This is a genomic window from Elusimicrobiota bacterium, from assembly GCA_016706425.1.
Classification (GTDB): Bacteria; Elusimicrobiota; Elusimicrobia; order FEN-1173; family FEN-1173; genus JADJJR01.
On the sequence record JADJJR010000001.1, the window covers coordinates 765209 to 780797 of the forward strand.

The window sequence follows — 15589 nt, forward strand, 5'->3', positions numbered from 1 at the left end:
GCTTAATAAGTTCCTCGACCGACGGCGGTTATGATTGGTTCGTGAACCTTTCCCTGGGCCGCGCTTTCTTAACGGGTGTCTACGCCCTTGTCAATGTGGCCGCGGCGCATTCGGCCGAATCCGCCTTTTGGGCGGAAAGGCGACGGGCGGGCCGGGAAAAACACGCGGCCCTGTTGGCGCGAAGCACCGGTCGGGGGGAGGCCTCCCTTTCCGTCCGGTTTGCCCTCCCTCCCCTCCGGCCCGGCCCCGCGGCCCCGGGCTCCCCCTGGCCCCACGGCGCCCCGGATTTTTCAGACGGACCGTTTGCCGTCCTCACCCCGGACCTGGGAACCGTTCAATCGGTATCACCGAAAACGCGCGCGGACCGCCCCGTCGTCCTCTTGGTTCAAGATCTCCATCAAAACGAGGGCGCCCAACGGAACATCGGCAAACTCCTCCACCGCTTGACGGAAACCGGCCGTTTGGACTGGGTGGCCCTGGAAGGCGCCGCCGGCCCCGTCCGCTTCGATCGATGGCGTTCCTACCCCCGGCGGGACGTGGTCCTGAACGTCGCGGATTTCCTGTTGGCGAACCACCGCCTGTCCGGACCGGTTCACGCCGTCCTCGTGTCGACGGCCGCTTCTTCCCCTGTCGACGGGGTGGACAGCCTCTCTTTGCACGCGGCCAACGTCGACGCCTACCGGCGCGCCCGGGACAGGGCGCCCGGACTTCGAAAGGATCTGATCCGCCAAAGGACGGCGCACCGGGAGGGAATCGCCCAACTCAATCCGGCCTTGCGGCGTTTCGTCCATTCGACGCAAGCCGTTGAGGACGGAACGGCGTCGCTCGGAACCCACGCGCGCGCGTTGGCGGCCCTGTTGCCCGTCGAGGACCTCCCGCCCGCTTTCCGGGAATTCGTTCGGGTGTTGGAAATGGAAAGCGCCCTGGATTTTCCCGGCGTTGAGGCGGAGCGGGCGCGGGTGTTGTCGGAACTGACGGAACGCTTGACGCCGTCGGAGAAAGAACAGCTTTTGAACGACAGCGTGGCGTTTCGATCGGGGCGCTTGCCCCACGACCGTTTTTACGGAACCCTGCGCCGTTGGCTGGTGAAAAAGGGGGGGACTCTTTCGCCGGACTTTGACCGGTACGTGGAGTACGTCGTTCGGGCGGGCCGAATAAGCGGATCGGATCTCCAACGGGCCCTGCGCCGGGTGGAAAAAGATGTCCGCGTCCGGTGGGGCCGGACGGAGTTTGAAAAGGCCTGGCTCGAGGAGGACCGGCGCATCGCCCGGGATTTGCGCCTGGTGGATTTCGCCCTCACGCCCGTCGATTGGGAAGAACACAAAGCCGTCGCCCGCGCGGACGACTTTAATCCCTTCATGGATTTCTACCGGAACGCGGAGGCCCGGGATCACGCCATGGCGGCCCGCGTCATCGCGGGGGTCCAGGAACGCCGCGCCCGTTTGACCCTGTTGGTGGCGGGGGGGTTCCACGGGGACGGGCTGACGGCCGCCCTTGAAAACGCGGGCCTCACGGTGGTGCGTTTCGTGCCCCGGGTGGAAACCGTGGCCACGGCTTCGGGGGAAGCCGCCCTGTCGATCTTCGCCCAGGAGAAATTGCCCCTGGAGCGGATCGCCGCCGGGGAAAAGCTTTTTCTCGCGCCGCCCCCCGCCGCGGGAAAAGCCGAGGCCCCCTTTTACGCCGCCGCCCTGGACCCCGATCCGGCGGGCGCGCTGAACGCCCTTTACGAGGGCCTCGTCCCGATCAAAACGGTGCGGATGGAAGGGGACTTGATTCCGCACCTGCACGCGGAGTTCGCCAACGGCGAGAGCGTGAACGTGCACGTGTTTTACGACGCCCGCGGGAAACCCTCTTTCCGTCAGCGGGCGGCGGGGCACGCGCGCGACGTCTTTTGGAAACCCTTGCGCGAGTGGCCCCAAACCGTCCGCGCCCTTTTCAATCGGGCGGCGTTTTTTGATTTCCTCCGCGTCCACCCCGTCGTGGTTCGCGGCACCGATCCGGAAAAGGTGAACGAGCGCGCGGTTTGGATTTTCCGGCAACGGGCGATGGGCTTGACCCGTTGGCTTCCCACGGGGGCCACCCTGGGGGCGGGGTTCGGTCTGGGGGTGGCGGGAACGCTCTTGTCGTTTTGGGGCGCGGAGTGGGCGGCCCGGGGGCTCCTGCCGTTCCTGTTGAACCTCACGGCGTTGGCGACGGTTTCCGTGGGCGTTGGCTTCTCAGCGGGGCTCACTCTGGCCCACGCGGTTTACAACTTTGCGCATCCCGAGGCGCGGTTGGCCTTGCCCGGGGATGTCCGGATCTCGTTGGATCCCGCCCTTCGGGCCCGGGTGAACGACGAGGCGGGACTTCGCGCGGCTTTCACCGACCTGGCGCCCCGGTTGGGCCATCTTTCCCCCCGTGTTGTCCTCCGATCCCGCCACCGGTCGGGGATCCAGTTGTCCCGGGACCGGTCCCGGTTGGTCATTTATCTTGCCCCCGACGCGGGGCGCGGGGCGGGTGAAATTCATCGCGCGATCTCCAACGAGCTGGGCCGTTTGGAGCGGTTTCTGGCGGACACCCGCGGGGGGGCCGTTTACGCGATTCCGGTTCGGCACGAGACCAAGGCGGACTTCCCGGCCGCGGTTCTGGACGCCCTGCCCTACCCCCTGTTTTTTGTCGAAGAATACGGGTCGGTTTTCCCGCGAGAGGAATTGTTGGAGGCTTTTCAAAGAAGTCCCGAGGTGGCCGAAAATCTGTTGTTCGCGAAAGGCGAGGGCGTCGCCCCGGTGGACATGGACTCCCTTCGCTGGGAGCCGGACCGCATGCGCCGGTGGGTGTCTCTCTGGGGTCCTCAAAACGCCTTGACGGTGAAAATGCTCGGGGAACGGACGGCGGCCCTCGAGCGTGGGGACGAGGCGGGCTTTGCGGCCGTTGGCGCGGAGGGGGATTTCGGAAGAGTACGGCGGCAGTGGCTATTTAAAAACCGCCGGCGAATCACACTCGTCGCCGAACCCTTCGCCCCCGATGTTGATTTTTTCATCGCCCAATCGGTGTTCCTTGCCTTCGCGTCGTGGTCCCTGGGGCCCTGGTCCATCTCCCCCAAAGCCAAAGAGCCCGCGCTGGATAGGGCGATGGAACGCGCTTTGCAAACTTTTTTGGTTTTGGCGAAAGCGACGTTCCTTCGCAACGAGCGTTTAAAAGCCCACCTCCGTCAATCCCCCCTCGACCCGGACGCCCGGGCGGTTTTTGTGGTGGGGGCGGCCCATCGCTTGGGACTTCAAGAGGATCTTTTCGAGTGGGCCCCGGCGCCGGACGGGGACGGCTATGTCCAGCGCTATTTTGAAATGCCGTCGGGGAAATTGGAGGCGGAACTTCAAAACCACTTGTTGGCTTCGTTCCCCAATCCGACGGCACAAGATCTTTCCATCTTTTCGGACTGGGTCCGCCGGTTAAGCGTCTTCCGGCCGACGCTCTCCCCGGAGGGCCGCCGTTGGTTGCTGGAGTGGGCCTTTGCCCGCTGGTTGCGGGAAACCCGGTCGCTGCTTGCGCCCGGGGGGACGAAAAACCCGCCCGACGTCGATGCGGTGGAGGAGGCGATTCACGCCCTGTATCCCGCTCTCCCCTCGGACCGGCTTGAAAATTGGATGGCGCGCGCCACGATGGATTTCGCCTTCCAGGGGAAGGCGGTTTGGGTGGAATTCGCCGGTTTCCTCGACGGCCCCAGCGTTCCCGCCGGGGCGGCGTTGACGCTGCGTCGGGAGTTCGACCTCTCGGGCGCGCTCCCCCCGACGCTTGATGAAAACACCCGTTTGGCGGAGGTCGGCGAATCGGTCGCCGCGGCGGTGGCTCGGAGCGTGTCCCAATGGCTCGTCGCCTTCCAAAACGCGGCCCGACAATCCCAAGCCCAAAAAGAGGACGGCAGTTGGTTGAGCGACGCCGACGTGTTCGCCACCCGGATGATCGTGGGGGCTCTTTTGCACGCGTTCCCCCAACACGGCGTGGTGGTGGAAGAGGACCTGGCGTCCGTGGATCCGGCGCTGGCCGAGCGCGCGGCGGCCAACGCGGCTTCCCCCTATGTGTGGCACGTGGATCCCCTCGACGGCAGCGAATCCTATTTGCGCGGTTCGGTGGTGTTCGCGGTGCACATCGCGTTGACCTTTCGAGGGGACCCGGTCGTCGCGGTGGTGGCCCTCCCCCGGGTCCTCGGGCCGGACGGGAAACCCTTGGTCGTTTCCGCCCGCCGAAACCGCCCCGGGCTTTTCGTGAACGGGCGCGCGCGTCCGCCCGTGGAAAACGCCCTCCCGCCTTTGGATTTGTCCCGCCTTTCGGCCATGGCCCATGGAAAATCCGCCGTCGGGCGGTTCTACCCCCACCTCGCCGCGGCGAAAGAAAAATGCCGCGAAGTGTTCGAGCGCGCCGGGTCCGCGGGTTATTGGTTGACCGCCCTGGCCCTGCGGCGGGTCGGCGTCGACGTGCCGGGGGTCCCGTCCGATTTCGCGGTTTTCGCCAGCGACCGGTTAAAGCCCTGGGACATCGTGGCCCCCGGGGCTCTGATCCAGGCCGTCGGCGGACAGGTGGAAGGGCACGACGCCGGGGATCCGTATTTTCCGGTGACCACCATCGACCGGGAGGCGCCGTCGTTCGTGTTGGCCGGTCTGTCCCCGGCCCACGCCCGGCTCTGGCGGACCGAGGTGATCGAAGACGTTCGCGCTCCCCCCCCGCGCGCCGGACCCGCGCCGGGCACCGTCGAGATCGTCCACCCCGAACGGGTGAAAGACGCCGCGGTCACGCTTTGTTTCTTTGATGTGAACGGCACCCTGTGGCGGGGGTATCCGTTCGATTTAAAAGCCACGCTCTGGGCGCGCTTTCTCCACGGAACCCCCATCCCTCTGCCCCACCAGGTACGGGAGATTCAGACCGTGTTGGCCGAGACGGATTGGATGAACTTGGAGGACCAGGAGCGGGAATTGGATCGGTTCGCCCGGGAACGCAACCTGCCGCGGGTGGACAGTCCCCGCGGAAAAAATTGGTCCGAAAATGTGGTGCGGTCCGCCGTCAATCGAGCCATGATCGAGCGGGCGGTTCCCGCGGCCGTCATCCCCGGGTTGAAGGCGTTCTTGGAGGCGCTTCACAAATCGGGGGTTCACTTGGAGGTGTCCACGAGCGGAAACGCCGGGACCCGCCGCCGCGTGCTGGAGGGGTTGGCCGTGGCTTCTCTCTTCTCGCGCGTGCACGGGGGAGGGCACAAAGAGGCGGTCATCGCGAACCGAGTGGCGGAGGAAAAATTGGAGGGCCGTCGCGTCGCCATGGTCGGGGACGGTCCCGGGGACATGGCCGCCGCGCGGCAAAACGGGGCCCTGGCCGTGGGGATCGTGACCGGCCCCGCCCACGCCGAACGGTTGCGGAGGGCGGGGGCCGATGTCCTCGTTTACGGGGATTACTCGGACACCGCGGCCCTGTTGAACGTTTTGGGGGTGGGCCGCGCGGCGTCCGAAGGCGATATGAACACCGATCAAATCGCCCGCGCCGCCCTGGGGACCTGGGCCGAGGGGTGGGCCGGGAAAAGCCCTGCGGAGCGCCGGGCTGCGTTCGCCGCGGCGGTCCGTGACTTCCGGGAGCGCCTGGCCGAGGGAGGATTTGCGCCCGAGGACCTGCGACGGCGGCGCGAATCGATCGTCGCCCACGAAATTCTGTTCAACGGGACAACCCCCGCCGAGGTCGAGGCCCTCTACGGGGATCTTCTTTCGGCCGATGACGGCACCCTGCCCCTTCACATGAGCCGCGAAGGGGAATTGGAAAAGCGCCGCGCGTTATTTTTCAAGCGGTTGGCGGCCCTGGCGCGGACACCCCCGTCCTCGGCCATCCGAAACCCCCGTTTCGCCCAATTCGAAGCGGCCCTGGACCGTTTGGTCCCTCCGGGGAGGGGGGGCACGCTGCGGGAAGGGGGGCTGTGGTTGCTTTTGGGGATGTCCGCGCCGGTCGTTGCCGTCGGGGTCGCCGCGGTCTGGGCGGTCTGGGACCTTTGGCGGCATGGGCGATCGAGCGTCCTCCATCGGTGGGCGCGGCGGGCGGCGCGCGCGTTCCGGGCGCCCCCCGCGGGCGGCGCGCCGCTTCCGCTCGGAGTGCCCGAAACAGGCATCGACCGGGCCATTCTCGCCAACATTGTTTCCCGCTCGAGCGATCTGGGGGTGGGGCGTCCCCTGCGGTTCGAGCCGCTTTCCCGAGGCGAATCCTGGGCGGCCGCCGGGCTCAAGCCGATGGCGGGCCTGGTGGGGATCCCACGCCTCCGGCTCCTCGCCTTGATGGGGCGATCGTTGGCCGGGCCGTTCGCGGGTGTCCACCCGGGCGGGGACGGCGACGCGGGCCGTCGGCCGGTCGTGTTTGTGTTCGTCTCCCGTTCGATGGTGCCCCGTCTGGACGGGGCGGTGGAACGGGCGCTGGGCTCCTCCGCCCAGCCCCCCGCCGAGGTCGTCCTCCTTCCCCTCGACAGCGAGGGGCGGGAAGCCCTGGCCCGCAAGACATTCGCCCATCCCCGGGTGCGGGCGCTGGCGGATATTCCGCGGCGGTCGGCGGGGTCGGTGGTTTGGGACCTGGGCGACCTGGAGAGCTTCGTGGCCGACCGCGTGGACCTTTCCCGCTACACCGACGGGCGCCTGATGACCACCGCCGACGTGGTCTTCGTGGCGGGCTCCGCCCGCAGCGCCCTTTTCCGCAACGCGCTGGTCCAACTCTTGGATCTGTGGTTCCCGGTGACGATGCCGTTGCGCCGTTGGGATCAAATACAGCGGGTTTTTCAAGCCATCGCCTCGGCCGCCTAAAACGGTTCGTGCCTTTCTCGATCCCGTGTGCTATAGTCGGTGTCATCCGCGAAAACAAAGGAGTTTTATGCCGTTTCAATCGTTTGGGCTTCATCCCGATTTGGTTCGGGCCATTCAAGCGCTCGGGTTCAAACAACCCACACCGATTCAAGAAAAATCCCTGCCCGTGGCCCTGACCGGCCGCGACGTGCTGGGGTGCGCCCAGACGGGAAGCGGCAAGACGGCGGCCTTCGCCTTGCCGATCCTCCAACATTTGCTGACGAAACCCGGGGAGGGCCTGCGGGCCCTGGTGCTGGTCCCCACCCGCGAACTGGCCGTGCAGGTGGACCGGAGTTTTCGCGATTGCGCGCGCTTTACGAACCTCAAAACCGCGGTGGTGATCGGCGGCGTGGGCCACCACGGCCAGGTGCAGGACGTCCGCCGGGGGGCGCAGATTTTGGTGGCGACCCCGGGCCGTTTGCTGGACCACCTGGATCAACGCAACTTCAGCCTTCACAAGGTCGAGCAACTCGTTCTGGACGAGGCCGACCGCATGTTGGATATGGGATTCCTGCCGGACATCAAGGACGTGCTGCGGCAGGTGCCGTCCGAGCGACAGACCCAGCTGTTTTCCGCCACCCTCCACGGCGAGGTCGAGCGGATCGCCGCCTTCGCGACGCGGAACCCCCTGCGCATCGAGATCGCCCGCCCCACCACGGTGGCCGAGGGCATCAGCCAAATCGTCTACCCGGTGATCCAGTCCCAGAAGGCGGGCCTTTTGTTGGCGCTTTTGAAGTCCATGGAAATGCGTTCCGTCCTGGTTTTTACACGGACGAAGCACGGCGCGGACCGCGTGGCCCAGCGGTTGGCGGAGGAAGGCCATCGGTCCGGCCGGTTGCACTCCAACCGGTCCCAAAATCAACGGCAGGCCGCCATGGAGGATTTTCGCCACGGCCGCACGAAAATTTTAGTCGCCACGGACATCGCCGCCCGGGGCATCGACGTCAAGAACATCAGCCACGTGGTCAATTTTGACGTGCCGCGCGCCCCGGAGGATTACGTCCACCGCGTGGGCCGCACGGCCCGGGCTTACGGCGTGGGCGACGCGATGATGTTCGTCGATCCCCTTGAGGAGTCGGCGGTCAAGAGCATCGAGCGTTTTGTCGGGGTCGTTTTTCCCCGGGCGGTGCTGCCGGGCTTCCAATACAACAGCCCGCCCCGCCACCCCGCCCCGACCCAACGGCGGCCGCCCTTCAGCGGAGCGCGCGGACGACCCGGCGGGGGTCGCCATCGCCCTGTCCGGGAAAGGAATCGCTAACATGCCTACTTTTTACAAGAAACGCCGTCGCGGGCCCTCCGGCCCCAATAAAAACGAAAAAAAAGTAATGCGGCGACAGCCCGAATCGTCCCTGCGGGAGCGCTTCCCCGGGGTCACCGCCCTGCGCGTGGAGTTCCATTTTCTTTCCCCCCAAAACGAACCCTACGAAGACGTCGTCCGGAATTTTTCGCCCTCCGACCCCTGCGACTTTTCGGCCCCCTGCCCCGGTCGTTGCGGCAACGGCCACTTTGATGTGACCGACGCGGCGCGGGCGCTGCACCAGGGCGGCGGCGACACGGCCGAGGAAAACCGGGTCTGCCGGGAACCCGCCCACACCGACCCCTCGGTGCCCTGCGACTTTCGTTTGACGTGCGTTCTGCGATTGACGCGGTAACCCCCGACACTTTCCATCCGGCCGGGTCGTCCAACGGGCGTCCATGAACACCGACCGCGCCGCATTCAGTTCCACCGACCGGGACGATGTGCGCCGCGTTTTGGACGGCGATCCCGACGCTTTCGCCCCCCTGGTGCGCCGCCACGAGGCCCGGGTGCGGGCCCTCTGCGCTTCCCTCTTGAAAGACCCCTCCGACGCCGAAGACGCCGCCCAGGAAAGCTTCCTGAAGGCCTACCGGCACCTGGCCGATTTCCGGGGGGAGTCGTCCTTCGCCACTTGGATCTATCGCATCGCCTACCGCCAATGCCTCGACTCCCAAAAAGCGCGCCGCCGCCGTCCCGCGGAGTCCCTGGACGCGATGCTGGAAAAGGGCGACGGGGTGTTGGGCCGCTTAAGGGAATCCCCCGTCGAACCGGGCGGGCTGGCGGAACTCCTGGCGGAACTTCCGGAAGAGTATCGAACCGTTTTGATCCTGCGCGAGAGCCAGGGGTTCCGTTACGATGAAATCGCGGCGGCCACGGGTGTCTCCCTTGATTCGGTCAAGGCCCGCCTGCGGCGCGCCCGGCGGCGGTTGATCGCGTCGGCGCGACACCTTGGGGGGGGCTCCGTCGTCCAACAGGCGGGAGAACCGTCATGAACGAAACGAACAAAACAGACAAAGTGGTTTGGCGCCGGTTGCGGGCCGGGTGGCCCCGATCGCGGACGGCCTCGTCCGAGAACTTCGTCCAAAGCGTCATGGAACGCGTTCGGCGGGAGCCCCTCCCCGGAAGCGCGGGCGTTTGGGTTGCGTTGCGGCGTGCCTTCTCCACCGCTCCGGCGCGCTGGTCGTTGGTTGCGGTGGGGGGCTTGGCCCTGGGCCTTTTGTTCTTGCGGCCCCCGGTCGCGCCCATCAACGGCGCGACGGTTTTCACCGGGGATTCGACTTTGCCCTGGGAGGACGAGTCCTCCGCGGGGTACGGTACCAACGTGGAAGAATATTTATTGTGAAAGGAGGCGGTATGAACACATTGAACAAAAGAGCGGGGGTGTTGTTGACCGGCTTGTTCCTCTTGGCCGGGGCCGGGTTGTTCGCCGAGCCCATGGGCGACGACGGCCCGGGGTTCGGGTCGGGCCCACGCGGCGACGAGGGGAAAACGGAGGGCCGGTTCGAGGAGATGAACAAGGAACTGGGATTGACCAAGGAGCAGGCGGAAAAACTGCGCGCCCATCGGCGTTCCCAACGGGAAACCAACCAGGCCCTCTGGAAGCAAATGGAGGAAAAACGGGAAGCCCTGCGGGCCGAATTGGAAAAGCCTAAAGTGGATTCCGGCAAAGCCAAATCCATCAACGAGGAACTCAAGGCCCTGCACAACAAAATGGCCGAACAGCGGTTGGCCGGGGTCTTGCAAGTGCGGGAAATCCTCACCGCGGAACAGTTCAAAAAACTCCGGGAGATCGGCGAGAAGCGCCGGGGTGGTGGCGAGGGGCGGCCCTTCCAACGCCGCCGGGAACGTAAGGATAGATAAACAAGCGCCAGGCGGTTTACGAAGACCTTCCCCGGGATCCCCGGGGAAGGTCTTTTTTTGTTGAAAATACGGGGTTTAGGGCCTATATATAAAGGGCATGAAAACCCTCGGTTCGGTGCTGGCGGTTTTGCTTTGCGTCTCCTTTGCCCAAAGCGCGGAAGTTCGTGTGACGCGTGGGACGGCGTACGTGAAGAAGGCGCAGTCGGCGCGGTGGGCGGCCCTGCGTGGTAAAGGCCGCGTGGAGCCGGGGGATTCCCTGCGGACGGGGGCGAACTCTTTGGCGCGGGTGCGGACGAAGGGCGGGCACACGGTGTACGTCCAGCCCAAGACGACGATCGAATCCGTTTCGGAAAACGGGAAGGACACCCAGTTCAAAGTGCTGGTGGGGCGGATCCGGGCGTTCGTGCAGAAGTTGAGGCCGGCGAACAAATTTGAGGTGCGGACCCCGGTGGCGGTGGCCGCCGTGCGCGGCACGACCTTTGACATGGACGTGTCGGAGGACACGTCGTCGCGGCTGTCGGTGTTGGAAGGGGCGGTGAACTACCGGGATTTGGCGGGGCTGGCGAAGGAGATCGAGGTGCTGAAGGGGCAGACGGTGCTGATTCCGCGGGGGCAGGCGCCGCGGCCGCCGGAGATGATGCCGAAGGATTTGATGCAGGGGGCGGTGGGGCACCGGGAGCGTGTGCGGCGAGAGATCTTTGTGGAGAAGCGGCAGGACGACCGGCGGGAAGGGTTCCAAGAGAAGGCGGCGGACGGGCAGAAAGAGGAGCAGTATCAACTGGGGCGCGCGGCGGTGGACGCCTTCGGCCGGCGCGTGCGGATCGAGGAGTTCATCCTGCGCCCGGCGCCGGACAGCTACGCCTACGTCGTCGTCAACCACCGCGAGGGGGGACAAACATTTTCACGCTTGGACGTCGTTGCGAACGACCCTCTTCCCGCGCGACTGGAAGGTTTAAACCTTTTCACGAAGCCGAGTTCGGTTGTTGTCGACCCCCTGAACTTGTACGCCCTCAGCACCCACTTCCTGGCCTCGAACGGCCAAGACTATTACCGGGAATGGCGCTCCGGGGGAATACCCAAGGAATTTATCTCCTCGGGGCGAGGAACTTTTCAGGAAGTTGTTTTTGAACATTGGTTCGTTGAAATCAAGGGGGCGGGGGAAACGCCGGAACTCCTCTCCCACTGGGTGCCCGAAGCCTCTTACTTCGGCGGGGGCACCGGCTACGATTCTTTGGCCTCTATTTATTCCCTCGACATGGGAAGTTCGGGCGCCCTGGACCGTCCCTGGGGCTATAAAAACTACGACAAACACGGCAATAACGTTATCGGCGACAACAAGGGCATCGATATTTATTCAAACGAGAGCCGTTTCGGTTATTTCGTGGATTCAGCAATTTCCGATGCTTACAATATTTACAGCGAAGGGTATGACCGCGTTTCCGGCCTCCACCCCACGCTCACCACGCCGGACAGGAAGTTTGTTGAAAACAATTATAGGGATCCGATCAGTCCTGGCAATTACCTGCCTTTTCGATTGGATGTCCAGGTGTTTCGGGTCACGCCGGAAGGCGCGCGCTTGCCCTTCGGGGACGCGACCGCGACGGAATTCAATTCCCAGCGGGTTTACCACTCCAGCGAGTTCGGCGTTCGGGACATCGATTTGATCTATAGCCCCTATCTTAAATTCGCCATGGGCGATATGGACGACGGTTGGAGCGATCTGCCGCCCGGCTATTGAGGCCCATGCGCTTTCAATTCTTCCCGCTTTCGCCCTCGGTTGACAAAATACCCCACCGGGGTTATCTATTGTTGGCCCTATGAAACAAATATCCCTTGCCATCGCTTTTATCGTCGCCTCGACCGTCCTTTACGGCGCGGAAGTTCGTGTGACGCGTGGGACGGCGTACGTGAAGAAGGCGCAGTCGGCGCGGTGGGCGGCCCTGCGTGGTAAAGGCCGCGTGGAGCCGGGGGATTCCCTGCGGACGGGGGCGAACTCTTTGGCGCGGGTGCGGACGAAGGGCGGGCACACGGTGTACGTCCAGCCCAAGACGACGATCGAATCCGTTTCGGAAAACGGGAAGGACACCCAGTTCAAAGTGCTGGTGGGGCGGATCCGGGCGTTCGTGCAGAAGTTGAGGCCGGCGAACAAATTTGAGGTGCGGACCCCGGTGGCGGTGGCCGCCGTGCGCGGCACGACCTTTGACATGGACGTGTCGGAGGACACGTCGTCGCGGCTGTCGGTGTTGGAAGGGGCGGTGAACTACCGGGATTTGGCGGGGCTGGCGAAGGAGATCGAGGTGCTGAAGGGGCAGACGGTGCTGATTCCGCGGGGGCAGGCGCCGCGGCCGCCGGAGATGATGCCGAAGGATTTGATGCAGGGGGCGGTGGGGCACCGGGAGCGTGTGCGGCGAGAGATCTTTGTGGAGAAGCGGCAGGACGACCGGCGGGAAGGGTTCCAAGAGAAGGCGGCGGACGGGCAGAAAGAGGAGCAGTATCAACTGGGGCGCGCGGCGGTGGACGCCTTCGGCCGGCGCGTGCGGATCGAGGAGTTCATCCTGCGCCCGGCGCCGGACAGCTACGCCTACGTCGTCGTCAACCACCGCGAAGGCCGCACGGATTTTTCCCGTTTGGACGTGGTGGCCAATGCGACCCTGCCGTCCAGTCTGGAAGGCCTCAATCTGTATTCTAAGGAAGGCAACTCAACGATGAGTTTGTACGCCAAGAGCACCCATTACATGGCCTCCAACAGTTTGGATTATTACCGGGAATGGCGGGTCGACGGGGCGCCGGTCGTTTTTTTCACCGCAGGCCGCGGAGATTTCAGCGAGGTGGTGTTTGATCACTGGTTTGTGGAGGTCAAGGGCGCCGGGAAGGACCCGATGCTCCTGTCCCATTGGGTCCCCGATACGGCTTTCAAATTCAGCGCGAACTACGAGGCCACAAAATCCAGGGACATTGATGACTTTGGTGGGGTCACGTCGACCCCCGGAGCCCTCGACAACCCCTGGGGTTATAACAACTTTGTAAAAGTGGGCAGTGGTGGTAGCATCGGCGATAACCGGGAGGTCGACCTTTTGAGCTTTGAGACGCGCCTCCATTACTTCACCGACATTACGGCGCGTACAAAATACAACACCAGCGAAGGGTATGCCCGGGAATCGGAGAAGGTCGAGTTTTCTCTTTTCCCGGAAAAAATCATCGTCCGCAACGGTTACCTCGCCCCTGGGGCCAACGGCGGCGGGCCCACCATCGCCACCAATTTGTGGGTGCAACAATACCGCGTGGCGCCCGACGGACAACGGGTGAGCTCGTTCGATTTCAACGATGTGAATTTCGAAAAGGTCTACAGCTCGACCGATTTCGGTTTTCGCAATATTGATCTGCTGTACAGCCCCGTTTTCCGGTTCGCCATGGGGCGAAGCGACGACGGTTGGAGCAACCTTCCCCCAGGATACTAACCTTATGACACCACGACGACTTCACGCCAAAATTATAAGCACGTTGATGTTGTTGGCCCCTTGGCCCGCGCGGCCGAATGGGCGCCCTATTTGTCCTTGGACGTCTACGGCGGGCAGTCGTTCTTTTCGGGGGACAACGAATCGCCGGTGACGGGCCCCAACGGGGCGCTGTTGTTCGTGCCGGCGGTGGCCTTCAGCGAACGGTTCACCTTGATGCCGAGCGTGTCGGCGCGCTACCAGGCGGTGCGGGACGTGCAGGAGCTGGCGGGCGGCGGGTTTCTGACCCAGGAACAGCAGATCTACCACGGCGACGTGAAAGGAATTTGGGTTTTGAACGAACGCTGGCGGGCGAAGGCGCGGTTGGGGTATAAGCGGGAGTTCATCAAGGACACCACCGACGAGCCATGGGGCAAGGGACTTTTTGACTACGGTCGCTGGGGGCTGGGGGTGGAAGCGGAGCGGCGCGGGGACAGGTGGCGGAGCCTGCGCTGGGCCCTGGACTTTTCGGAGACGGCGTTTCCGAACTTCGACCCGCTGACGATCGATAATTTCGGGGCGGAGATCGCGGCGGGGGACGCCACCTTGGACTTCCGGTCCCATGACGCGACCTGGGAGGGGGAGTACGGGTTTTCGGACAAGGCGTCGGTGTCGATGCTAATGTTCGGCGCCGCGCGGCCCTTCCGCCAGCAGGCCGTGGTGCAGGAGACGGGGCTTTTCACGGGGGGCAAACGCATGGACTATTACGTGTTCGCCTCCCTGGCGCCGCGGGTGATGTTGAGGGAGCGTCAATTTATTTGGAGTTGGGAGCCCTCGGTGCAGTTGAACCTTTCCGGGGCGTCGCTTTTCTCCAATCAAAACAACTACGCGGCGGACGTCAACGTTTATAACCCAAACTATTACGATTACCGGGAGTACACGTTGGGGACGGACGTCAACTTCCGCGTGGCGGGCCGGGCGACGGCGGGTTTCGGCGTGGGTTGGACGCGGCGGGGATACCTGGACCGGCCGGTGCAGGCGGGGGACGGGACGTTCACGGAAACGGCGATTTGGTCGGAGACCCTGCGCACGCGGTTGTCGTTGGGGTACCCCCTGGGGCGGGGGTTTTCGGTGAGCCTGCAGGGGGCCTACGAGGACGCCAAGTCCAACATGCGCTACGAGTCGACCTACCGCTACAACTATTCCTCTTCCAATTACTTCCTGGGCCTGAATTACGAAATGTAACGACCGGCGATCCCCCATGGATTCCTGCCTGAAGCACTCGGGAATGACGGACCTCTGGATCGAGCCGTAACGCCTTCCGGCGCCGCTCCAAAAATTTTATAATCCCGCCTTCATGCGACGCCTTTATTTCCTCTTGCCTCTCTTTGTTATCGCTTGCCGGGCCCCGGAGATGCGTTCCTACACCGTGGCCAAGGAAACACCGCCCCCCGCGGCCGCCCACGACAACCACGACGGCCACGACCACGGCGCCCCGCCGGAGGGGCACCCCCCGATGGACAACGCTTTGCCGGAGGGGCACCCGCCGGTGTCGGGGGCCCTGCCGGAAGGCCATCCCCCCACGGGCGGCGGGTTGCCGGAGGGCCATCCGGAAATCGGCGTCGGTATGGGCATGGACATGGCCTCCGCCCAGGCCGCCGGCATCGCGCCGGCCCCGGCCCCGGACCGTGCCGTTTCCTGGTCCACGCCGAAGGGCTGGACCGAAAAACCCGGGTCGGGTTTCCGTTACGCCACCTTTGTGATTCCCGGCCCCGACGGTTTGACGGCGGACCTGTCCGTCACCCAATTGTCCGGCGTGGCGGGCGGTCTGTTGGGCAACATCAACCGTTGGCGGGGCCAAATCGGCCTGCCCGCCCTGTCCGAGTCGGAATTGCCCCAGGAGAGCCGATCCATCGCCCCGGCGGGACGGCCCATGACTTTTGTCAGCCACGTGAGCGCGGACCCCTTGATCGATGGAAAACACAAGCGCCGCATCATGGGCGCCATTTACGCGACGCCCGACATCTCCTGGTTCTTTAAGATGGTCGGCGAGGACGGCCTGGTCCGCGCGGCCGAAAAGGATTTCTTGAAGCTTTTGGAGAGCCTGAAGGGCCTCTGACGTGACGACCAAAAAATCCGCCGCTCCCGTCGCTCCGTCTTTT

General features: G+C 64.6%; 10 protein-coding genes. All 10 read left to right on the forward strand.

Annotated elements, in window-relative coordinates; translation table 11 throughout:
- The first annotated feature begins 41 nt into the window (after positions 1–41).
- The 10 genes from IPI56_03190 to IPI56_03235 all read left to right on the forward strand — a co-directional run bounded on the left by IPI56_03190 (position 42) and on the right by IPI56_03235 (position 15546).
- Positions 42–6797 (forward strand): HAD family hydrolase, encoded by a 6756-nt coding sequence (locus IPI56_03190; protein MBK7544746.1) that lies wholly within the window; start codon positions 42–44, stop codon positions 6795–6797.
- 67 nt (positions 6798–6864) lie between these two features.
- Positions 6865–8094: a DEAD/DEAH box helicase gene (locus tag IPI56_03195; GenBank protein MBK7544747.1), complete on the forward strand. Its 1230-nt coding sequence runs from the start codon at positions 6865–6867 to the stop codon at positions 8092–8094.
- A 67-nt stretch (positions 8095–8161) separates the two neighbouring features.
- Positions 8162–8488, forward strand: coding sequence for a hypothetical protein (locus tag IPI56_03200; protein MBK7544748.1), 327 nt, complete (start codon positions 8162–8164; stop codon positions 8486–8488).
- 43 nt (positions 8489–8531) lie between these two features.
- Positions 8532–9125 (forward strand): sigma-70 family RNA polymerase sigma factor, encoded by a 594-nt coding sequence (locus IPI56_03205; protein ID MBK7544749.1) that lies wholly within the window; start codon positions 8532–8534, stop codon positions 9123–9125.
- Complete coding sequence (locus IPI56_03210) at positions 9122–9475, forward strand: hypothetical protein (GenBank protein MBK7544750.1); 354 nt, start codon at positions 9122–9124, stop codon at positions 9473–9475. The genes IPI56_03205 and IPI56_03210 overlap by 4 nt, the downstream gene beginning before the upstream one ends.
- An 11-nt stretch (positions 9476–9486) precedes the next feature.
- Positions 9487–9993, forward strand: coding sequence for a periplasmic heavy metal sensor (locus IPI56_03215; protein MBK7544751.1), 507 nt, complete (start codon positions 9487–9489; stop codon positions 9991–9993).
- A 97-nt stretch (positions 9994–10090) separates the two neighbouring features.
- Positions 10091–11731 (forward strand): FecR domain-containing protein, encoded by a 1641-nt coding sequence (locus IPI56_03220; GenBank protein ID MBK7544752.1) that lies wholly within the window; start codon positions 10091–10093, stop codon positions 11729–11731.
- Positions 11732–11810: 79 nt separating this feature from the next.
- Complete coding sequence (locus IPI56_03225; protein MBK7544753.1) at positions 11811–13451, forward strand: FecR domain-containing protein; 1641 nt, start codon at positions 11811–11813, stop codon at positions 13449–13451.
- 60 nt (positions 13452–13511) lie between these two features.
- Positions 13512–14672, forward strand: coding sequence for a hypothetical protein (locus tag IPI56_03230; GenBank protein MBK7544754.1), 1161 nt, complete (start codon positions 13512–13514; stop codon positions 14670–14672).
- A 112-nt stretch (positions 14673–14784) separates the two neighbouring features.
- Entirely contained in the window at positions 14785–15546 is a 762-nt protein-coding gene (locus IPI56_03235) for a hypothetical protein (protein MBK7544755.1), read from the forward strand.
- Positions 15547–15589: the final 43 nt, after the last annotated feature.